Below are 20,481 nucleotides of genomic sequence, written 5' to 3'. Positions count from 1 at the left end.
CTCCGTCCGGAGTAACGGTCGTCCGCGCACCACTCCCGTGACCGGGCCCTGCCGACCGTCGTTGGCAGGGCCCGGCCGTTTGGAGGAATCATGCCCGGCGCACGCGCGATGATCGACAAGGCCAAGACCTGGATCGGCTACCGGGAAGGGCCCGGAAACCGGAACCGCTTCTCCCAGGAGATGGGGCGGCCCGCCGAGAGCTGGTGTGCGGACTTCGTGGCAGCCGTCGCCAAGGAGACCGGCAACGCCGCCTACTTCCCCAACACCGCTTCCTGCTCCGTCGGACGCGCCTGGTTCAAGAAGCGCGGACGGCTCTCCGTCTACCCCGCGATCGGCGCCCAGGTGTTCTTCGGCGCCCCCGGCAACCCCGACGGGCCCGGCGGCACCCACACCGGCCTGTGCATCGCCTACACCGACACCACCATCACCGTCGTCTCCGGCAACACCAACGACAACGGCTCGGCCAACGGCGACGGCGTCTACCGCCGCACCTACCAGCGCCACTCCGACTACGTCGAGTCCTACGGCTACCCCGCCTACCCCGAGGGCCTGGTCTGCGCCGACCCCGGCTGGCGCGGCCGGGCCGGGATCACCTACTTCGGCCACCAGGCCGACGAGTCCGACCTCCGCAGCTCCCTCCGTGGCGAGGGCGTCACCGGACTGCCCACGCCGCGGGCGGAGGACGAGCCCGCGACGGAAACGCCGGAGGGTGCCCCCGCCCCGGCCGGACCGGCCGCCCGGCCGTCGGCCGACACGGCGCCCGACACCGCGGCGGGCGCGGTCCAGGGTGAGCCGGAGCAGGTGGCCGAGCTGCCGCAGCAGTCCTCGCCGGAGTCCGCCCGGGAGACCCAGCAGGAGGCCTGAACGAACCCGTTCCGGAGCGTCCCCGGCCGGAAGCACTACTCCGCCGCCGGGGACGCTCCATGCAGAGCCCGGGACCGGGGAGCCCCGGGCGCGGCTAGAACCGCCCGAAGGCCCAGTTGCCGGGGGCGGACGGGTCGTCGCTGCGGTAGAACTCCTCGACGCCCTGGACGTATTCGGCCCGGCTGAGGTAACCGTCGCCGTCCTGGTCGAGGCGCTTGAACCCCTGTTCGCTGTCGCCGCGCAGCACCCCGAGCTTCTGGTCCATCCGGATCCACTCCTGGAGGCTGATCCGGCCGTCCCCGTCGGTGTCGGTGACGTCGAAGGCCGCCGCACCGAGCTTGATCGCCTCGGTCATCACCGCGTGCAGGTCGGCCGAGCTGACGAACTCGTCCCGGCTGATGCGCTGGTCGCCGTCGGTGTCCAAGGCCTGCTGCAGTTGCTGCCAGAGCCGCTCGGCGCCTTGGCGCATGGCCTCGCCCTGCGGGGTGCCCTCGGCGCCGGCGGCCTCGGTGATCCGCTCGACGAACTCCGCCACGTCCTTCTGCTCGATGAAGCCGTTGCCGTCCAGATCGAGCAGCTCGAACTGACGGTGGAGCTTGCGCTCCTGGATGCTGCCTGCCATCGGCGTGCGCCTTTCCGAGGGGAGTCGGGAGTCGGCACCCGGCGCGCGGGGGGTACGGGCGCCCGGAAGGAGGGGTGGGAGTGCGTCCGCAGGGCCGGACCTGCCCCTGGAGCGACTGTTGCTTCCCGCCCGGCGCCATCCTTTCGGCCACGAACAATGCGGTCAAGGAACGTCACCGACAGGGCGGAGTAGTCGGATCGGCGGGTGATCCGACCAATCGGATCGGGATACCCGCCCCCGACGAGCCCGACCGGAGCGACACCCTCGACAGGATGGTTCGTATTCGCTCGACCAGGCGTGCACTGGTGGCGCTGAGTAACGGAACCGCGCACGATGGCAACCGTGAGTGATGCCGGGTACCCCTGCCCGGCCACCAGGACCGAGGAGTGTCATGCCGCTCGACCGTCCCCGCCGTGCCCGCCGCCCCCACCGTTCCCGCCGCCCCCGAACTGTCGCCCTGTCAGCCCTGCTGATCGGCGGATTCGGGCTCGCCCTCGGGGTGCACCCCGCAGGTGCGGTCACCGTCGCCCCCGCCGAGGTGGCACAGTGCCGGGCCCTGACCCGGTCCGCCGTGCCCGCGCCGAACGCGGTTCCGGTCCGGCCCGGCCACACCGGCAGCGATCCGCAGCAGCCCGGCCGCCTCGTCTGCCAACTGTCCGGCAGCCACTGACCCCCCGATCCGCCCCCCCCTGTCCCGTCCCGCGTTACCCGTCCCGGCGTTCCCCGGCGGGCGGTTGTCGCACCGCATTAGGCTGCGGTGCGTGAGCGACACGTACGAGCTGACGCTGTCCGTCCGCCTGCCGGGTACCCTGCGCGACGCCGAACTGGCCGAGCTGCGTGACTGCTTGGGGCTCGGTGACGGCTCGGGGCTCGCCGGACCGCTCGAGGCGGACGGGGCGCCCGGTGGGCCACGGCCGTTGCTGGCGGACCGGGGCGCGCTGACGCCGACGGCCGACGGCTGGGCCATGACGGCTCACCGGGACGTGGACACCGGGGAGTTCGGCGCGCTGGGCAGCCTGCTGTGCCGGCTGGCCGAACTCACGGGCATCCCCGGCCCGGTGGTGGTCGGGCAGTTGCGGTCACTGCAGAGCACCCTCGCCGGACCGGTGGTGGTGCGGCGCGGCGCCGTCGAGTGGCCGGGGCCCTGACGGCTACGGCCGGGAGGCCGCGCGGCGCGGTACCGGACCGGGCCACGCGGTGTGGACCTCCTGCGTCTCCAGTGCTCTCCCGGGCCTGCTAGATCGAGAAGCTGCTCCACGGTTCGAACACCGTGATGGTGACGGCCACATCCGTCAGGTCGTCGACGTCGAGGATGAACTCGACACCGCCGGTGTCGGGCTCGGGTCCGTGCGGGACGACGTTCGTCACGCGGATCTCCGGGCCGTGCACGTTCAGCCTGACGTCCGGGTCGAAGAAGCCGTTGCCCAGACTGCACGGGGCGGCGGTGACCAGGATCGGGGATCTGCGGGTGATGTCGAATCCGCTCAGATTCACATTGATCGGGACTCTGCCCTTGAGTTGGCGGAAGAACTGCCGATGTGAGATCGCCATTGATTCCACACTCCTCCTGTGTCCGTAATCGTCCGAGGAGTTCATGGGCCCAACAACCCTGCTTCTCATGGTACATACGCCAGCGGCCGACCCGGGGGCAGGCGGGCGGAAAATTCCCGCGGGAATTGTTGCGCATTCACCGGCCGCGCCGGGTTTGCCACTTCCTGAAGGCCCGCGGAAAACGCGCCTCCAGGACTTTGAATCACCGGCGAAACCGCGTCCGGATCGAATCCGGGCACATTCCGTCACCTTCGGCGGTTCCCCCGATGACGGCGGATCACGCCGACCGCTCCACCACGCACGAACCACGGACCGCCCCGGCCACCCCGCGTGGCGCAGGGTGACAGCGGGGCGGTCCGGGTGCGGGCCGTCAGCGGCAGGTGTAGGTGAAGGAGGCGGCCGAGGTCTGCGATCCCGGTGACAGAACCTCAAGAGTCGCGGTCGCGTCCATGGTGCCCTGCCCGTGGAACGACCACCGCAGCACCACCTCGGTCGAGTGGTGGCCGCTCGGGACTTCCTGCGTGAGCTCGCCGGAGTCCGTGCCGTCGCTGCGCAGCCAGCGGTAGGTGACCTCGCCGCTCCCGCCGTCGGTCTCCAGGGTGCCGGTGATCGCCTGGGTGCCGTCGCAGGTCAGTCCGCTCGCGTCGGCCTGGACCGAGACGGCCTTCACCACCACCGGGTGGCCGTAGCGCTGCCAGGCCAGGTACGCCAGCAGGGCGAGGATCACCAGCAGCGGGAGCAGCAGCCACCGGCGGCGGCGCTTGCGCGGCGGCTCGGCGGCGGGCGGCCGGTTCTCGCCGTGCCAGACGGCGGCGGCCTGCGGCGGCACACCGGGGCCGAAGCGGCGCAGGCCGTCCGGCGGGGTGGCGCCGTCCTGGCCCGGGCCGGGTTCGGCCGGGTCGACGGGCTGCGGCGTGGTGCGCTCGGTGGCGGGGGTCGACCAGACCTCGGGGTCGAGGAAGGTGGCACTGCCCGCCGGGACCGGGGCCGACATCTGCGAGGACTGCGACGGAGTGTGCGGCTGCGGCTGCGACTGGGCCTTGAGCTGGACCGTCCGGTCGGGTGCGGGAGCCTGGGCTCCCGGGGGAGGCTGCGGCAGACGGACGGTGGAGGCGACGCCCTCCTCGTCGAGACGGACCGTCAGCTCCTCTGCGCCCGGCGCCGCCGACTTCGAGGCGAGCCGGACGGTCGACTCCGGATCCGCGACGAACGACTTCGGGGGGAGGCGGACGGTCGACTCCGGGTCCGCGACCAATGACTTCGGGGGAAGCCTGACGGTCGACTCCGGATCCGCCGCCGGGCCTGCGGTCGGCTCCGTGCGCAGCTGCACCGTGGCATCGGGACCGGCCGCCGGGTGACCGGTCGGGCCGGAGGGCGGCATCACCAGCTGGACCGTGGGCTCGGGCCCGCCGGTCGGAGCGGCCGCGGCGGCCGCCGCACCCGGGGCGGGCAGCGCGAGCTGCACCGTGTGCTCCGGCGCGTCGGCGGGGACCACCAGCCGCACGGTGTGGTCCGGGGCGCCGGCAGCCGCCTCCGGCGTCCGGGACGGCTCCGGTACGGCCGGGGCCGCCGGCTGCGCAGGCTCGGCCGACGCGGGCTCGACCGACGCAGGCTCGGCGGGCGCCACGGGCGCGGTCTCCACGGGCTCGGCGGACTCTGCGGGCGCGGGCGCGGCGGGCTCGGCCGGCTTGGTGCGGCGGACCGGGCCCAGGGTGAAGGCCGCCGGGGCGGGCTCGCCGGGGCGCTCGTCGCCCGGACGGCCGGGACGGGCGGTCGGGTCCGGCTCGGCCGGGGGGTGGGTGGTCATGCCGGTCCTGCTCTCAGCGGGGCGGGTTGCAAGTGAAGGAGTAGAGCGTGGCGGGCGCGGCACCCTTGCCCCGCGGGGCGGCCGGCGAGGTGGCGACCCTGGCGGTCAGGCTGGACGCGGTCCCGAAGGACTGGGTCGACGAGAAGGCCACGGTGGTCTTCCCGGCGGGCAGCGGCGTCGACTGGGTGCCGACCACCTTCCCGTTGGCGTCCGTCCAGGTCACGGTGACCGTTCCGGCGCCTGTGCCGTTGGTCGACACGGTGCCCTCGGCCTTCGCCGCGTACAGGCCGCTGCAGGAGGCCTTCATCGTGCTGGAGTACACCTGCAGCGGCGCGAGCGTCACGGTCGGCGTCGCGCTCGTGGGCGGCGGCGGGGTGACCGTGACCGGGGGCGCCGTGGTCGGCTTGGTGACCGACGGCGTCGGCGTGACCTTGGGCGTGGCCGGGCTTCCGGGCGACGGCGGCGCGGCGAGGGTGGCCGACGGGCTCGCCGAGGCCGAGGCGGACGCCGACGCGGAGGTGGACGCCGAGGGCGAGGCCGAGTCGGAGGGCGGGGCGGATGCCGGTGTCACCGGGCCCGGGTCGCCGGTCGGCGTGGCGACACCGAGGGTGGTGGTCGCCCGGGGGGCCGCCACGTCGGTGGTACCGGCCGCGCCCTGGGCGCCGGCCACGGCCACCCCGGCCATCGCGCCCGCGACCAGGACGACGCCGGTCGCGGCGCTGGCCAGCTTGGCGCGGCGCCCGAAGCGGGCGACCCCGGCCGCGTTCGGCCCTGCGGGGCCACCCGGTCCGGGCGGGGCGAGCGTGGTGGAGGCGAACGAGGTCCCGCCGCCCGCCTGCACGCCGCCGAACGGCAGCAGCAGCGGCAGCAGGGCGACCAGCGCGGCGAGCTGCCGGCGGCCGCGCTCCTCCCAGTCCTCGCCGTAGGCGGCGCCGGCCACCTCCTCCAGCTGCTCGACCAGCAGGGCGGCGCCGTCGGGCCGCTCCTGCGGGGTCTTGGCGAGTCCGGCGCGGATCAGCGGGCGCAGCGCCTCGGGTGCCTGCTCGGCGGGGATCTGGGCCTCGGTGTGCTGGACCGCGAGTTCCATCAGGGTGGTGCCCGCGTACGGCTTGGCGCCGGTGAGGCACTCGAAGAAGGTGGCGGTGGCGGCGTACACGTCGGTCGCCGGCGCGGCGGGCTCGCCCGCCCACTGCTCGGGGGCCATGTACGCGGGGGTGCCGGCGATGGCGCCGGTGGCGCCGCTGCGGACGGCGATGCCGAAGTCGACCAGCTTGGAGGAGCCGTCGGCGGCGACCAGCACGTTTGCGGGCTTGTAGTCGCGGTGGATGACGCCCGCGCCGTGCGCGGCGGCCAGGCCGAGCAGCGAGCCCTTGAGGACGGTGAGGGCGGCCTCGGGACCGGTCGCGCCCTCGGCGCGCAGCAGGTCGCGCAGCGAGATGCCGTCGACCAGTTCCATCACGATGGCGGCGCCCTGCGGGCTCTCCACGTACTCGTAGAGCTGGGCGATGTACGGGGAGCGCAGGCCGCCGAGCAGTTCGGCCTCGGCGCGGAAGCCCCGGTGGTCGGCGCTGCTGCCGGAGAGGTACTTGACGGCGACCGGCGTGCCGGTGGCCCGGTGGTGGGCGAGGACGACCCGGCCGGCGGCGCCCGCGCCGAGTTCGCGCAGGTGCTCGTAGTCCGGCAGTTCCCAGTGCTGGTCGGGCCCGGGCTGCGGCTCGGTGCCGTTGTGCGGCTCGGTTCCGCCCTTCGGGGTGGTTCCGTCGGGCCGCTGGGGCTCGTCGTGCTGCGCGTCGGCGGGGCCGGTCGCGCCTGTCGCTTCGTCCACCTGTCCACCCCCGGAGGTCTGGTCCGCATGGGCTTGCGGACACCGAGGGTGACGCAGCCGCGGGCCGGTGGGTTCCGGCCCGCGGGCGATGATAGGTCACGATTCCAGTGCTTCGCGTACTGTTTTTCGATTTGACTGCCCTGGTGCGCTACGGCGGCAAGGATGCTTCGTGGTCACTCTCCGTCGCGGCGGCGGGCCGATTCGGCGGCTTCCGCGGCGACCGAGCCGGCCTGCACCAGGCGGTGGCCGAGCTCGAGCAGGGCGCGCCCGGCGGCGAGTTCGTCGCCGATCACGGGTGCGGCGGGGTCGTGCGGGCTGCGGTGGGCCTCGGCCTCCGCCTCCAGCCGGGTGCTGCCGGACCCGCCTGGGCCGCCGGCGCCGCCGGTGTCCAGGACGGCGTGCGCCCGGGTGTGGTCGCCCGTCTCGGTCACCGTGAGCCGGACCTGCCAGTCGGTGGTGTGGGGCTCCGGGGCCGCGGCGGAGCCGGCCGTCACGACCTGCCGCCTTCCTGCGTCTCCTCCATCGGGTCGCCCTCGGCCGGGGCCATCTCCTGCGCGTGGGCGTTCTGGTAGGAGGTGATGCCTTCCTCCGGGTCGGCGGCGCGGACGTTCTCGGTGTCGCGCTCGGCCTTGTCGTTCATCCTGTCTTGCATGTCGGACATCGCAGGCTCCCTGGTCCGGGTGCGGGGCGCCCTGCGCGGCGGGGCCGCCGCCGTGGCGGTGCCCGCGACCGGCCGGGCGCGTTCCTGCCTCCAGCCTGCTCCTGCCCGTGCGGGCGGGCCAGTGCTGGCCTGGGTCGGACCGGGGGTGCCGGTCAGGCGCGCCCGTCCAGCTCCGCCAGCAGGTCGGGGTTGACGACCGAGACGATCGCGCGGACGTCCTCGGGGGCGGCGGCGGGCCACAGGACGCGGCGGGCGGCCCGGTAGCGTTCGGCGAGCCGTTCCCGGTCGGCGGCGGGCAGCCCGGCGGCGCGGTCGGCCCGGGAGTTGTGGGCGTTGTCGGAGATCTTGAGCAGGGTGGCCGAGTGGTCGGTGACGACCTGCTGGAGCATGGCGTGGTAGGCGACCCCGGCGGTCCGGCTGACCCGGCGCACGGTCTCCACCACGGCGGACGGCACGCCCGCGCGCAGCAGGTCCTCGGCGGTCAGCGGGGTGTCCTCCAGGACGTCGTGCAGCAGCGCGGCCATCTGCAGGCCGGTCCCGAACGCCGCCACCCCCGCGGCCACGGCCCGGACGTGCTCCACGTACGGCACGCCGATCTTGTCGGTCTGGCCGGCGTGCGCCTCGGCCGCCAGCCGTTCGACGCCGGCCAGGTCGAGCGCAGGTACGGGCGCGGGCACAGGTACGGACACGGGCACTCCCCCATCAGGTGAACGGCTGTCAGCCTGGCCGCAATATAACCGGAGCATCCGGATCGATGGCCGGATCCCCGATCGGGCAGGATGGCGGGGTGCAGGTGACACCGATCTCCCCCGAGCGGCTGGCCGGGCTGCTGACCGACCGCATCAACGCGCTGCCCGCCGACGGCCGGTGGGTCCGGGTGGCCGTCGACGGCGCACCGGCCGCGCGGCCCGGTGCGCTGGCGGACGCCTTGGTGGAACCGTTGCGGCTGCTCGGGCGGCCGGTGCTGCGGGTGTCGGCGGCGGACTTCCTGCGGCCCGCCTCGATCCGGCTGGAGTACGGCCACCACGACGCCGACGCCTTCCACGACCTGTGGCTGGACGACCGCGGGCTGCTGCGCGAGGTGCTCGACCCCTTGGAGCCGGGTGGCACCGGCCGGGTGCTGCCCTCGCTCTGGGACGCGGTCAACGACCGGGCCACCAGGGCCGGTTACGTGGAGCTGCCGCCGCGCGGGGTGCTGGTGCTGGACGGTGCGCTGCTGCTGGGGCGCTGGCTGCCGTTCGAGCTGACGGTGCATCTGGCAATGGGCGACGCGGCACTGGCCCGGCACACCCCGGAGTCGGAGCGCTGGACGCTGCCCGCCTTCGCCCGCTACCGCGAGGAGACCGGCCCGGCCGAACTGGCCGACCTCACCGTGCGGGTGGACGACCCGAGGCACCCGGCGCTGGTCGAGCGCTGACCCCGGTGCGCCCGGGCGGGCCCGACCCCGCCGCGGTCACCCCACCGGGCCGCGCTGGCAGTGCGGGCACCAGGTGGCGGGGCGGTCCTGGGCGTGGGTGGCGGTGCGCAGCGGGGTCCCGCAGCGGGAGCAGGGGCGGCGGGCGCGGCCGTACACCCAGTGCTGTCGTCCGGGCCTGGTCTCGCCGGTGGTGATGTGGCCGGGCCGGAGCTTGTTGGCGTCCAGGAGTTGGCGGGCGCGGGCGAGCAGCCGGTCGAGGGCGGGCAGCGAGCCGACCGGGGTCCAGGGGGTGACGCCCGCGAGGAAGCAGAGTTCGTTGGCGTAGACGTTGCCGATGCCGGCCAGGTTGTGCTGGTCCAGCAGGGCTTCGCCGAGCGGCCGTTCGGGCCGGGCGAGGAGGCGGCGGCGGGCCTCGGCGGCGTCCCAGTCGGGGCCGAGCAGGTCGGGGCCGAGGTGCCCGACCGCGCGCTGCTCGTCGGCGGTGCGCAGCAGTTCGACGACGGGCAGCCGGTAGCCGACCGCGGTGTGCCGCTCGGTGCCGAGGACGGCGCGGATCTGGAACGCCGGACCGCCGCTCCAGCGTTCGCCGGTCCGGTAGACCGCCCAGCGGCCGTCCATCCGCAGGTGGGTGTGGAGGGTGAGGCCGCCGTCGATCCGGGTGAGCAGGTGTTTGCCGCGCGGGACCACCTCCAGCACCCGGCGGCCGGTGAGGTCGGCGGTGGCGTGCGCGGGCACCCGCAGGTCGGCGCTGGTCAGCACCTGGCCCGCGAGGACGGCGTGCAGTTCTGCGCAGACGCGGTAGACGGTGTCTCCCTCGGGCATCGGCGCTCAGCTCCCGTGCGGGCTCGTCACGGCACCGCCGGGTGCTCGGGGCGGTAGACGGTCAGCGCCCGCGGCGACTTGTGCAGCAGCAGGCGGTCCGGGGCGGGGACCACCTCGCCGTCGACGGAGAAGTGGCCGACCCCGCGGAGGTCCGTCAGGTCGAGGGCCTTCAGGCGTACTTCGCGGTAGACCCGGGAGGTGCCCAGGGTGCCGAGCAGGAAGGCGCCGACCAGCCGGGTACGGGCGAACGGCGTGCTGCCGTCGACGGCGCGGATGTCGAGCCGGCCGTCCTGGAGGCTGCTGCGGTGGGTGGGGGCGAAGCCGCGCGGCTGGTACGGGCCGTTGCCCGCGAACAGCAGCCACAGCTGCCGGGGCACCCCGGAGACACTGAGGTGCATCGGTTCGGCGGTGCGCAGCACCCGGACCAAGGCGAGACCGAGCGCGGGCCACTTGCCGAGCCGCTTCTCGTGGGCTTCGCGGACGCGGACCAGGTCCGGGTAGACGCCGATGCTGAAGGTGTTGAGGAAGGACCGGTCGGTGTCGTGGTCCCCGTGGTCCCTGTGGTCCCCGTGGTCCCTGTGGTCCCGGTGGTCCCGGTGGTCCCCATGGCCGGCGGTGACCCGGCCGAGGTCGACGCCGGCCGCGCTGCCGGCCTCGACGGCCTCGGCGGTGGAGCGCAGGTCGGGGGTGCCGAGGTCGGCGGCGAAGTGGTTGAGGGTGCCGCCGGGGAAGACCGCGAGCGGCAGCTCCGCGCGGGCGGCGACGGTGGCGGCGAGGTTGACGGTGCCGTCGCCGCCGCAGACCCCGAGGGCGCCGCCGGCGCGGGCGGCGTCGGCGGCGGCGCGGTCCATCAGCGCGGCGAGGTCGTCGTCGGGTCCGGCCACCCGCAGGTCGGCCTCGGGCAGCAGGGCGCGCAGCTGTTCGACGGCGCCGTCCGGGCCGTCGGCGCCCGCGCCGGGGTTGACCACCACGGTCAGACCGTGGCCTCCGGGCAGGGCCGGCGCCTCGACAGCCGGTGGCGCGGCGGCGGCCGGCTCGGTGCCGCGCAGCGGCCACCAGCGCAGGGTGAGGGCGGCGAGACCGGCACCGAGGGCGGCGCCGGCCAGCACGTCACCCGGGTAGTGCACACCGACGTAGACCCGGGAGGCGATCACACCGGCCGCGACGGGCGCCACCAGGAGGCCGAGCAGCGGCGCTTCGAGGGCCACCGCGGTGGCGAAGGCCGCGGCGGAGGCGGAGTGACCGGAGGGGAAGGAGGTGGTGGCGGGCTGGACCAGCAGCCGCCGGGCCGCGGGGACCTGGTCGATGATCGGGCGCGGGCGCCGGGTCAGGCCCTTGGCGACGATGTTGGCGGACGCCGAGGCGAGGGCGAGCGCGCCGACGCCGCGCAGCGCGGCGCGGCGGGCCGTGCGGTCACCGGTGGCGGCGAGGGCGGCGGCGGTGCCCAGCCAGAGCACCCCGTGGTTGGCGGCCCTGGTGAGTCTGGGCAGTACGGGGTGCGCGCCGCGCAGGCGGCTCACTGCTACCCGGTCGAAGAGCCTGCGGTCGAGGTCGCTGATGATCGCTCGCATGGGGCGAGCCTACGGCGCGCGGGCCGCGGCGTCACCGACGCCCCGGCGGCGGGCGGTGTCTGATGCCGGCTCGGGGCGGCGGCGGGGGCAGGCTCGGGTGGTGACTTGGCGGGTCGGCCGCCGGTCGGCGGGACGGCCGGACGGCGGGACGGCGGGGTCGCGTACGGCTGTCGGGTCCGGCCTGCGGCGGGCTTCGGGCCAGGCCGGGCCGGACCCTGGTCGGATCCCGCGCCGACCGTCGGGTCGGTTGCCACACCGGTCGTCAGGCCGGATCCCGGACCACTCGTCGGATCAGCCACCGGACCGCTCGCCGGGCCACCTGTCGGGTCGGTCGTCAGGGCGGATCCGCGCCGGTGCTCGGGCGGGCTTCGGGCAGGTCCTCGGGCCGGGCCCCCGGCTGTCCGCCGACCCGGATCCCGGGTCACTCGTCGGATCAGCCGCAGGACTGCTCGCCGGGCCAGCTCTCGGGTCGGTCGTCAGGCCGGATCCGCGCCGGTGCTCGGGTCGGGCTCCGGGCAGGTCCTCGGGCCGGGCCCCCGGCCGTCCGCCGACCCGGATCCCGGGTCACTCGTCGGGCCAGCCACCGGACCGCTCGCCGGGCCACCTTGCGGGTCGGCCGTCACGCCGGATCCGCGCCGGTGCTCGGGTCGGGCTCCGGGTCGGGCCCCGGGCCGGGCCCCCGGCCGTCCGCCGACCCGGATCCCGGGCCGCTCGTCGGATCAGCCACCGGACCGCTCGCCGGGCCACCTCTCGGGTCGGCCGTCAGGCCGGATCCGCGCCGGTGCTCGGGACCGGACCCCGGCCGGACCCCGGGCCGGGCCCCCGGCCGGCTGTCGGGCCGGGTCCCGGGCGGGGGATGCACAGGTACGCGAGGGTGGCCGCCAGCAGGTAGGCGGTGGCGCCGACGGCCATGCTGGTGCGCAGTCCGGTGGTGAAGTCGGCGGCGGAGGCGAGGAGCGATCCGCCGAGGGCTACGCCGGCGGCGCTGCCGACCTGGCGGGCTGTGTTGAACAGGGCGGAGACCGTACCGGCGTAGCCGGGCGGGGCGGCTGCCATCACGGTGGTGGTGGAGCCGGTGAGGGCGAAGGAGGTGCCGAAGCCGGCCGCCGTCATGGGCGCCACCAGCAGCGGGTAGGCCGGGTCGGGTCCGGCGGCGGCCCAGCCCGCCAGTCCGGCCGCCGCGACCGCCATGCCGGTGATCACCAGCGGGCGGTCGCCGGTGCGGTGGGCGAGCCGCCCGGACAGCGCCGAGGCGAACATGGTGACGGCCACCGCCGGGAAGAGCGCGAGTCCGGTGCGCAGTGCGCTGTAGCCGCGCTGGTGCTGGAAGTACAGGCTGGCGGTGAAGAGCATCCCGTAGTAGGCGAAGTTGAAGAGCAGGCCGATGACCGTCCCGCCGCTCAGCGCGCGTGAGCGCAGCAGTGGCAGCGGGAGCACGGGGGTGGCGGCCAGGTGTTCGCGCAGCACGAAGCAGCCGGCGGCGGCCAGGCACAGGGCGGCGCCGGTCAGTACCAGCGGGTCCGACCAGCCCAGCCGGCCGGCCTCGTTGAGGACCGCGACGAGCAGGGCGACCGCCGCGACGACGGCGGCCTGGGCCGGGGTGTCGAGGCGGCGGTCCGGGTGGCGCGGGGAGGGGGCCACGGCGTGCCGGACCAGGGCGAGGCAGGCCAGGCCGACGGGCAGGTTGATGAAGAACACCCAGCGCCAGCCGAGGGTGGTGACCAGCAGTCCGCCCAGGAGGGGTCCGGCGGAGGCGGCGACCCCGGCGACCGAGCCCCACAGGCCGAAGGCGCGGGAGCGTTCGGCGGCCGAGGGGTAGGCCTGCTGGAGCAGGGCGAGGGAGCCGGGCACGATGAGTGCGGCGCCGAGCCCTTCGAGGAGCCGGGCGGCGACCAGGACGCCGGTGGTCGGTGCCAGTCCGCAGCCGGCCGAGGCGGCGGTGAAGACCGCCACCCCGGTGCAGAAGACGCGGCGGTTGCCCACTCGGTCGCCGAGGGCCCCGCCGGTGAGCAGCAGGCCGGCGAAGACCAGGGTGTAGCCGTCGGTGATCCACTGGATGCCGGTGAGCGAGGCGGACAGCTCGCGGCCGACCGCGGGCACGGCGACGTTGACGATGGTCACGTCCAGGATGACCATGAAGTAGCCCGCGCAGATCGCCAGCAGCGGGACCGACGCCCGGAGCGCGTCTCTGCGGTGCCGGGCGGGCCGGGCCGCCGGGCTCGGACGGGCGTCGGGCACTCGGCTCCTCCCGGCAGGCAGCAGGTATCGGGCATTCCCTCCCGTACCGCACCATACCGCCGCCCTGCGGGCGGCCCGGCTCCACCGCTCCGGCCGGCCCGCCGGACTCCGGGATGCCGTAAGGTGCCGCGGGATGCCGCGGGATGCCGCAGGGCGCCGCGTCTTACGGACATCTGACGGTGTGCCGTGGTGGCCGCCCGGCGGTGGGCGGTCCGGTTAGCGTCGGGGCATGGAGATTCTGCTCACCGGCGGTGCCGGCTTCATCGGGTCCCGGATCGCGGCGCGGCTGACGGCGGCCGGCCACGGTGTCCGGGTGCTGGACGCGCTGCTGCCCGCCGTCCACCCCGGCGGCCGGCCGGCGCTGCCGGACGGTGCGGCCTTCTGGCACGGGGACGTCCGGGACCCCGCGGTGGTCGACAACGCGCTGCGCGGCGTCGACGCCGTCTGCCACCAAGCGGCGATGGTGGGCCTCGGGCTCGACCTGGACGACGCGCCCGAGTACGTGGGCTGCAACGACCTGGGGACGGCGGTGCTGCTGTCGGCGATGGCCCGGGCCGGGGTGCGGGACCTGGTGCTGGCCGGGTCGATGGTGGTGTACGGCGAGGGCGCCTACCGCTGCGCGGTGCACGGGCCGGTGGCGCCGGGGCCGCGCCGGGAGGCGGACCTGGACGGGGGCCGGTTCGAGCCGCCCTGCCCGCGGTGCGGTGCGCCGCTGTCGCCCGGGCTGGTCGGCGAGGACGCCGTGCTGGACCCGCGGAACGTGTACGCGGCCTCGAAGGTCGCCCAGGAACTGCTCGCCTCGGCCTGGGCCCGGGCCTGCGGCGGCCGGGTTCTGACGCTGCGCTACCACAACGTGTACGGCCCGGGGATGCCGCGCGACACCCCGTACGCGGGGGTGGCCTCGCTGTTCCGCTCGGCGCTGGCCCGCGGCGAGGCGCCGCAGGTGTACGAGGACGGCGGGCAGCGGCGGGACTTCGTGCACGTCGACGATGTCGCCGCGGCCAACCTGGCGGCGCTGGCCGCGGTCGCCGGACGTCCGGCGGGCACCGCACGGGCCTACAACGTGGGCAGCGGCTCGGTGCACACGGTGGGCGAGATGGCGGCCGCGCTGGCCGCGGCGTACGGCGGTCCGCCGCCGCGGGTGACCGGCCGCTACCGGCTGGGCGACGTGCGGCACGTGACGGCGGACTCCGGGCGGCTGCGGGCCGAGCTCGGGTGGCGGCCGGCGGTGGAATTCGCGGCGGGGATGGCCGAGTTCGCGAAGGCGCCGCTGCGCGGCGAGCCCGAGCGGGTGCCGGTGCGCTGATGCGGGGACCGGTTCCGGGGGAGGCCGACGCGGAGTCGGTTCTTCCCCGCTCGGCCGTCCGCGCCGACCGGTACGGTCGTCCCTGACCGGGCCGGATCCGGGCCGGCAGGAGGGGCTGGGTTGGGTGGGGTTGGGATGGGCATGGAGGCGCTGGAACCGGAGGATCCGCGGCAGCTCGGCGAGTACCGGCTGCTGCGGCGGCTCGGCGCGGGCGGCATGGGCCGGGTGTACCTCGGCCGGTCGGCGGGCGGGCGGACGGTGGCGGTCAAGGCGGTGCACGGCGAGCTGGCGGCGGACGCCGAGTTCCGCACCCGGTTCCGCCAGGAGGTCGAGGCGGCGCGCCGGGTCGGCGGCCACTGGACGGCCCCGGTGCTGGACGCCGACACCGACGGCCCCCGGCCCTGGGTCGCCACCGGCTACGTGGCGGGGCCGGCGCTGGGCGCGGCGGTCCGCGAGTTCGGGCCGCTGCCGGTCCCCGCGGTCCGCGCCCTCGGTTCGGGGCTGGCCGACGCGCTGGCCGCGGTGCACGGCCTCGGTCTGGTGCACCGGGACGTCAAACCGTCCAACGTGCTGCTGGCGCTGGACGGTCCGCGTCTGATCGACTTCGGCATCGCCCGGGCACTGGACGCGGCGACCGCGCTGACCAGGTCGGGTTTCGTGATCGGCTCACCCGGGTTCATGTCCCCCGAGCAGGCCCAGGGGCAGACCGCGGGGCCGGCCGGTGACGTGTTCTCGCTCGGCGCGGTGCTCGCGTACGCGGCCACCGGGACCGCGCCGTTCGGTGAGGGGATCAGCGCGGCGGTGCTGCTGTACCGGGTGCTGCACGAGGCGCCGGACCTGACCGGGCTCGACGCGGCCCTGCGCGAGGTGGTCGGCGCCTGCCTGGCGAAGGAGCCGGCCGACCGGCCGACGCCGGAGCAGCTGCGGGACCGGCTCGCGGACGGTGCCGTGCCCGGCGCGCGGGCGGGGTGGCTGCCGCCCGCCGTCTCGGAGTCGGTGGCACGGCTGGCGGTCGAGCTGCTCGCGCTGGAGTCCGCGGGCGACCGACCGGCGGCCGAACGCTCCGGGCCCGTCACCGAGCTGGACACCCCCGCGCCGCCGGCGAACCGGTCACCGGCGGACCGGCCGGCGACCGGCCCGGTCGGCCCGGTCGGCCCTGACGGGCCCGGCCGGGGGCGGCTGAGGGTACCGGCGCTGATCGCGGGCGGGGTGCTGATCGCGGCCGCCGCGGCCGGGGCGGCGCTCCGGTACGCGGGGGACGGCGATCCGGGCGGCCGGTCCTCGGCGGACGGGTCGGCGGCGGGAGGGTCTGCCGCGACGTCGCCGTCGCCGTCCGGTTCGCCCTCGCCCTCCCCCTCACCGTCGCCGTCGCCGTCGCCGAGCCCGTCGCACCCGGCCGGGGTGGTGCCGGCCGTGTTCCTGGGGACCTGGCAGGGCGTGGTGACCACCACCGGCGGGCAGAAGGTCACCGCCACCTACCGGATCCAGCTGGTCCAGGGCCAGATCGGTGACACCGTGGGGCGGGCCGCCACCACGACGGCCGGGGGTGTCAGCTGCGGGGCGGCCTCGATCCTGGTGACGGCCTCGGAGCAGAGCCTGGTGGTCGCCGAGTCGCTGACCACCAGCGGTTCGGGGTGCGGCGCGGAGGTGGCCGAGCAGGTGACGTTCGACCTGGAGGCCGACGGGCGGCTGCTGGTGAAGCAGGAGGGGTTCGCCGACAGCCACCTCAGCAGACAGCCGTGACCGCCCGGGCCGTAGCCGCCCGGACGGCGCCGGCCGGGATCGGCCCGGGCGGCGGCGCCGTCAGGACCGGGCGGCGCGTGGGCCCCGGCGGGCCGCGCGGCGGGGGCGGCGGGTGCCGGGGGTGGCCAGGCCCAGGGTGAGGGTGATCCGGGCGCCGCCCAGCGGGCCGCGGTCGATCCGCAGGTCGCCGCCGGTGGCGGCGGCGGCCCGGCGGGCGATGTCCAGGCCGAGCCCGGTGGAACCGGCGCTGGTGCCGCGGGCGAGGGCGCCGTCGGGGTCGAGGATGCCGGGCCCGGCGTCCTCCACGGTGAGCAGCACGCTCTGCGCGGTGCGCGCCACCCGCAGCGCGAACGGCGTGCCGGCGGCGGTGTGCCGGAAGACGTTGCCGACCAGCGAGTCGATCACGGCCGTCAGGTCGTCCTCGGGCAGGTCGACGGGGGTGGGCTCGCAGGTGACCTCGAGTTCGCAGGGCCGGTCCTGGGCCTCGGCCAGGGTGGCCCAGAACCCGGCCCGGCGGCGGAACGCGTCGGCCGCCTGGACCACCGCGGCGGGCGCGGCGGAGGCGGGGCGGGGCGGGCGGCCGGGTCCCGGCGGCGGGTCGAAGGCGCGGCCCATCGGGCCGGTGGCCAGCGGGGTGCGGGCGGCGGCGATGATCGAGTTGAGCTCGTCCTCCAGCTGGGCGACGGCGCTCGCCACGCTCGCGGTGCCCGGGCCCGGTGCCATCCGTTCGGTGGCCAGGTGCAGGGCGGTCAGCGGGGTGCGCAGCCGGTGCGAGAGGTCGGCGACCAGTTCGCGTTCGGTGGCCAGCAGGCCGACCATGCGGTCGGCCATCGCGTTGAAGGCCCGGCCGGCGTCGCGCAGTTCGGGTGGGCCCAGCGGTTCGATGCGGGTCTCGAGGTCGCCGGCGCCCAGGGCGTGCGAGGCCCGGGACAGCGTGCGGGAGGAGCGGACCACCTGGGCGCCGAGCCGGTCGGCGACCAGCACCGAACCGGCGATCAGTCCGACGGCCAGCAGCGACATCACGCCCCAGGAGGCCGCGACGCCGCGGCTGAGGTCGGCGTCGGGGACGAACTCCTCGACCACGGCGGTGCGGTTCTGGGCGAGCACGACCGGCTGGAGGTACAGCCAGCCGCCGGGGACGTCCTGGGCGATGGACTCGCCGTCGCGCGTCGCGCGGCCCAGCAGTTCGGCGGGGGCGTGCGCGGCGCCGATGGTGCTGCCGTCGGGGAGGTGGACGCCGAGGCCGTCACCGGGGTCGAGCCCGGAGACGGCCTGGGTGAGGTCGGCGGCGTCGGTGGTGAGGGCGAGGACGGGGGCCAGCGCGGCGGCCCGCTGCTGGGCGGTGGTGGTGCTCTGTTTGCGGGCCTGGGCGGAGACCAGGACGCCGAGCGGCAGCAGGAAGGAGAGCGCGACCATCGAGGTGACCGCAAGGGCCACCCCGGCGAGCGAGCGTCTCATCGGGGGGTCACCAGTTTGATGCCGACGCCGCGGACGGTCTGCAGGTAGCGGGGGCTGGCCCCGCGTTCGCCGAGCTTGCGGCGCAGCGCCGACAGGTGGACGTCGATGGTCTGGTCGTCGACGTACGGTTCGCGCCAGACCTCGGCCAGGATCTGGCGCTTGGGGACCACCTGGTCGGCGTGCCGGGCCAGGTACGCGAGCAGGTCGAACTCGCGTCTGGTCAGGTGGAGTTCGCCGCCGTCCAGGTGGGCGGAGCGGCCGCGCGGGTCGATCCGCAGGCCGCCGACGGCGACCGGTGCGTCGGCGTCGGCCCAGGGCGCGCCGGGGTGGCCCGCCGGCCGGGCGGCGGTGGAGCGGCGCAGGACCGCGCCGAGCCGGGCGGCGAGCTGGCCGCCGGAGAACGGTTTGACCAGGTAGTCGTCGGCGCCCGCGTCGAGCAGCCGGATGATCTCGGCCTCGTCGTCGCGGGCGGTGGCGACCAGGACCGGGACCTGGGAGATGCCGCGGATCATGCGCAGCGCGTCGGCGCCGTCGAGGTCGGGCAGGCCGAGGTCGAGCACCACCGCGTCCAGGTGGGCCTGGGTGACCTCGCGGAGCGCGCCGAAGCCGTCGGCGGCGCTGCGGACGAGGTGGCCGTGGGAGGCGAGCACCTCGATCAGCGAGGCGCGTATACCGGGTTCGTCTTCCACGACAAGGACGCTGGCCATGGGGGACACCGTAGCGGATCAGGGATGATGGGCCACGTGCCCCGTCTCGTCCGTTATCTCGCGCTCTGGCTGCTCTGCACGGCGTTCACCGTGACCGCGGTCTTCCTGTCCATCGGCTTCGTGATGGACTCCACCGCGAACGTGCCGCCGACGGTGCGCACCGGCTCGGGCGCGATCAGTTCGGCGGCGGCCGGTTCGGGCGGCGGTGCGGCCGAGGCCGCGGCGTCGTCGGCGCCTCCCTCGCCGTCGGCTTCGCCGTCGCCGTCCGGGTCGGCGGGGGCCGGTGCCGGGGCCGGCCGGCCGTCCGCGTCCGCGCCGGTGTCGGCCGCGCGCTCGAAGGCGGCCGTGCCGCCGAGCACGGCGCCGACCGGCCAGGACGGCGGCAAGCAGTCCGACTGCCCCGGCGGGCCCGGGGTGTACACGGTGAAGTCGACCGGCGGGCAGGTGTCGGTGCGGTACGGCGAGAGCGCGGTCTGCCTGATCGCGGCGGTGCCGGCGCCGGGCTTCACCACGCAGACCTCGCAGAGCGACCCGCACACCCTGGTGACCGTGTTCACCAGCGCGGGGCACCGTTCGCAGATCACCTCGACAGTGGTGCCGCGGGCCCAGTCCTCGGTCCGCGAGACCGAGCTCTGACGCGGGCCGGGGGCGGGCCCGGACGGGCGTCCGCGGGCGGGTTCCGGGGGCTTTCCGAAGCGGAGGATGCGGGCTTCCTTAGCCGTTCCTAAAGATCGGTCACAACGGTGTGACAGGGCCCGTGACCTGCCTAAGCTCGCTGTCGCAGGCAAGTTCCGGACCGTCCGTCAGGGCCGTTCCCCGGGGCCGACCGCGTGCTCCGGCCATCCGGCGGGCGCCGGGGCCTGCCCTCCGCAGGCCGTCCCCTCCCGTCACCGGGCCGGCCGCACCGGAGGTTCACCCCCTGCCGCGGCGCGCGTGACGGCGCCGTCCCGCGGCCGGGGACCGCTCTCCGACCCCGAAGGCACTCCCCCATGAGCTCTCCTCAGCACGGCCTGCGCCGCTCCGGCCGCCGCGTCCGGCCCCACCGGGCCCCCCGACCCGCCGGGCGGCTGCCGCGGACCCTCGCGGCAGGTGTTCTGGTGCTGGCCGCGGGCGGTGCGGCGGCGGCCTTCGCCGACCGGTCGGCGCCCGCGCCGGCCGGGGCGGGCGCCGCGGCGGCCGGGGCGCTCGCCACCGCGTTGTCCTCGCCCACCGGCGGGACGGGTCAGGGCGCCGACCCGGCCGCGCTGTCCACCGGGGCCGCCGGGACCGCGAGCGCCTCCGCCGCCGCTCCGGCCGCGGCCGCCCCCTCGCCGTCGGCCGTCCCGGCGTCCCCGGGCTCGCCGGCGCCCGCGGCCCCGGCGGCTGCGGCTGCGGCTCCGGCGGCCGACCGGCCCGGCAAGGGCGCCGATCCGGCGCCCGCGGGCGGCGGTGACGAGGTGCAGCAGGTCCTGGACCTGGTCAACCGGGCGCGCGCCGCCCAGGGCCTGCCCGCGTACACCGTGACGGCCGGGCTGACCGCGAGCGCGGCCGCGCACAACACGGCGATGGCCGGCGGCTGCGGGCTGTCCCACCAGTGCCCGGGCGAGCCCGCGGTCGGCGCCCGGGAGAGTGCCCAGGGCGTCCGCTGGGGCGCCGCCGGCGAGAACATCGGCCAGGGCGGCCCGGTGGACACCTCGACCGCCGCGATCGGCGCGATGGCCACCCGGCTGACCCAGGACATGCTCGACGAGCGGCCGCCGAACGACGGCCACCGCCGCAATCTGCTGAGCCAGAAGTTCACCCACATCGGGATCGCGGTGTACCGCGACGGCTCCGGCACGGTCTGGCTGACCCAGGACTTCTCCGACTGACCCTCCCCTGCTCCTCCCTCCCTCCCTCCCTCCCTCCCT

General features: G+C 76.2%; 21 protein-coding genes. 8 read left to right on the top strand and 13 right to left on the bottom strand.

The window, feature by feature from the left end; all coding sequences use genetic code 11:
- Positions 1-90: 90 nt before the first annotated feature.
- A complete protein-coding gene (locus AC2TEW_RS24365) occupies positions 91-864 on the top strand; it encodes a CHAP domain-containing protein (protein WP_484625473.1) in 774 nt (257 codons plus the stop codon).
- A 94-nt stretch (positions 865-958) separates the two neighbouring features.
- Here the strand turns inward: AC2TEW_RS24365 and AC2TEW_RS24360 are convergent, their stop codons facing one another.
- Positions 959-1,486, bottom strand: coding sequence for an EF-hand domain-containing protein (locus AC2TEW_RS24360; protein ID WP_484625472.1), 528 nt, complete (start codon positions 1,484-1,486; stop codon positions 959-961).
- Positions 1,487-1,877: 391 nt separating this feature from the next.
- Here AC2TEW_RS24360 and AC2TEW_RS24355 point away from each other — a divergent pair, with 391 nt between their 5' ends.
- Entirely contained in the window at positions 1,878-2,156 is a 279-nt protein-coding gene (locus AC2TEW_RS24355) for a hypothetical protein (RefSeq protein WP_484625471.1), read from the top strand.
- A gap of 91 nt (positions 2,157-2,247) precedes the next feature.
- Positions 2,248-2,634: a hypothetical protein gene (locus AC2TEW_RS24350; RefSeq protein WP_484625470.1), complete on the top strand. Its 387-nt coding sequence runs from the start codon at positions 2,248-2,250 to the stop codon at positions 2,632-2,634.
- Positions 2,635-2,722: 88 nt separating this feature from the next.
- On the opposite strand, the gene AC2TEW_RS24345 is transcribed toward AC2TEW_RS24350, so the two are convergent.
- The 6 genes from AC2TEW_RS24345 to AC2TEW_RS24320 all read right to left on the bottom strand — a co-directional run bounded on the left by AC2TEW_RS24345 (position 2,723) and on the right by AC2TEW_RS24320 (position 8,019).
- Positions 2,723-3,037 (bottom strand): hypothetical protein, encoded by a 315-nt coding sequence (locus AC2TEW_RS24345; protein WP_484625469.1) that lies wholly within the window; start codon positions 3,035-3,037, stop codon positions 2,723-2,725.
- 370 nt (positions 3,038-3,407) lie between these two features.
- A complete protein-coding gene (locus AC2TEW_RS24340) occupies positions 3,408-4,844 on the bottom strand; it encodes a hypothetical protein (RefSeq protein WP_484625468.1) in 1,437 nt (478 codons plus the stop codon).
- Positions 4,845-4,857: 13 nt separating this feature from the next.
- Positions 4,858-6,669 carry a serine/threonine-protein kinase gene (locus AC2TEW_RS24335; protein WP_484625467.1) on the bottom strand — a complete coding sequence of 604 codons (1,812 nt, stop codon included), beginning with the start codon at positions 6,667-6,669 and terminating at the stop codon, positions 4,858-4,860.
- Between the two features lie 173 nt (positions 6,670-6,842).
- Entirely contained in the window at positions 6,843-7,163 is a 321-nt protein-coding gene (locus AC2TEW_RS24330) for a dsRBD fold-containing protein (RefSeq protein ID WP_484625466.1), read from the bottom strand.
- Positions 7,160-7,330, bottom strand: coding sequence for a hypothetical protein (locus tag AC2TEW_RS24325; protein ID WP_158515678.1), 171 nt, complete (start codon positions 7,328-7,330; stop codon positions 7,160-7,162). The genes AC2TEW_RS24330 and AC2TEW_RS24325 overlap by 4 nt, the downstream gene beginning before the upstream one ends.
- A gap of 152 nt (positions 7,331-7,482) precedes the next feature.
- Entirely contained in the window at positions 7,483-8,019 is a 537-nt protein-coding gene (locus AC2TEW_RS24320) for an HD domain-containing protein (RefSeq protein WP_484625465.1), read from the bottom strand.
- Between the two features lie 98 nt (positions 8,020-8,117).
- Between AC2TEW_RS24320 and AC2TEW_RS24315 the strand changes: the two genes are divergently transcribed.
- Positions 8,118-8,747 carry a nucleoside/nucleotide kinase family protein gene (locus AC2TEW_RS24315; RefSeq protein ID WP_484625464.1) on the top strand — a complete coding sequence of 210 codons (630 nt, stop codon included), beginning with the start codon at positions 8,118-8,120 and terminating at the stop codon, positions 8,745-8,747.
- Positions 8,748-8,783: 36 nt separating this feature from the next.
- Here the strand turns inward: AC2TEW_RS24315 and AC2TEW_RS24310 are convergent, their stop codons facing one another.
- From AC2TEW_RS24310 to AC2TEW_RS24300, 3 genes are all read right to left on the bottom strand, one after another.
- Entirely contained in the window at positions 8,784-9,569 is a 786-nt protein-coding gene (locus AC2TEW_RS24310; RefSeq protein WP_484625463.1) for a DNA-formamidopyrimidine glycosylase family protein, read from the bottom strand.
- 26 nt (positions 9,570-9,595) lie between these two features.
- Entirely contained in the window at positions 9,596-11,140 is a 1,545-nt protein-coding gene (locus AC2TEW_RS24305) for a bifunctional phosphatase PAP2/diacylglycerol kinase family protein (RefSeq protein ID WP_484625462.1), read from the bottom strand.
- 762 nt (positions 11,141-11,902) lie between these two features.
- Complete coding sequence (locus tag AC2TEW_RS24300; RefSeq protein ID WP_484625568.1) at positions 11,903-13,276, bottom strand: MFS transporter; 1,374 nt, start codon at positions 13,274-13,276, stop codon at positions 11,903-11,905.
- A gap of 331 nt (positions 13,277-13,607) precedes the next feature.
- Here AC2TEW_RS24300 and AC2TEW_RS24295 point away from each other — a divergent pair, with 331 nt between their 5' ends.
- Both AC2TEW_RS24295 and AC2TEW_RS24290 read left to right on the top strand, forming a co-directional pair.
- A complete protein-coding gene (locus AC2TEW_RS24295; RefSeq protein WP_484625461.1) occupies positions 13,608-14,684 on the top strand; it encodes an NAD-dependent epimerase/dehydratase family protein in 1,077 nt (358 codons plus the stop codon).
- 141 nt (positions 14,685-14,825) lie between these two features.
- Entirely contained in the window at positions 14,826-16,427 is a 1,602-nt protein-coding gene (locus AC2TEW_RS24290) for a serine/threonine-protein kinase (RefSeq protein ID WP_484625567.1), read from the top strand.
- A 60-nt stretch (positions 16,428-16,487) separates the two neighbouring features.
- Here the strand turns inward: AC2TEW_RS24290 and AC2TEW_RS24285 are convergent, their stop codons facing one another.
- From AC2TEW_RS24285 to AC2TEW_RS24275, 3 genes are read right to left on the bottom strand one after another with little or no spacing between them, the layout of a single operon-like run.
- Complete coding sequence (locus AC2TEW_RS24285) at positions 16,488-17,885, bottom strand: HAMP domain-containing sensor histidine kinase (protein WP_484625460.1); 1,398 nt, start codon at positions 17,883-17,885, stop codon at positions 16,488-16,490.
- Positions 17,882-18,592, bottom strand: coding sequence for a response regulator transcription factor (locus tag AC2TEW_RS24280; RefSeq protein WP_484625459.1), 711 nt, complete (start codon positions 18,590-18,592; stop codon positions 17,882-17,884). Before AC2TEW_RS24280 ends, AC2TEW_RS24285 begins: the two co-directional genes overlap by 4 nt.
- Before the next feature lie 53 nt (positions 18,593-18,645).
- Complete coding sequence (locus tag AC2TEW_RS24275) at positions 18,646-18,951, bottom strand: hypothetical protein (protein ID WP_484625458.1); 306 nt, start codon at positions 18,949-18,951, stop codon at positions 18,646-18,648.
- On the opposite strand from AC2TEW_RS24275, the gene AC2TEW_RS24270 reads away from it, so the two are divergent.
- The gene (locus AC2TEW_RS24270; protein ID WP_484625457.1) at positions 18,938-19,228 is read left to right on the top strand and encodes a hypothetical protein; all 291 of its coding nucleotides are present in this window, start codon (positions 18,938-18,940) and stop codon (positions 19,226-19,228) included. The genes AC2TEW_RS24275 and AC2TEW_RS24270 overlap by 14 nt on opposite strands.
- Positions 19,229-19,581: 353 nt before the next feature.
- The gene (locus AC2TEW_RS24265) at positions 19,582-20,442 is read left to right on the top strand and encodes a CAP domain-containing protein (RefSeq protein WP_484625456.1); all 861 of its coding nucleotides are present in this window, start codon (positions 19,582-19,584) and stop codon (positions 20,440-20,442) included.
- Positions 20,443-20,481: the final 39 nt, after the last annotated feature.

This window comes from Kitasatospora sp. NEAU-CNBT7 (assembly GCF_057220535.1).
Note: the sequence above shows the minus strand (reverse complement) of the source record. Positions and strands in the feature narration are given on the sequence as shown.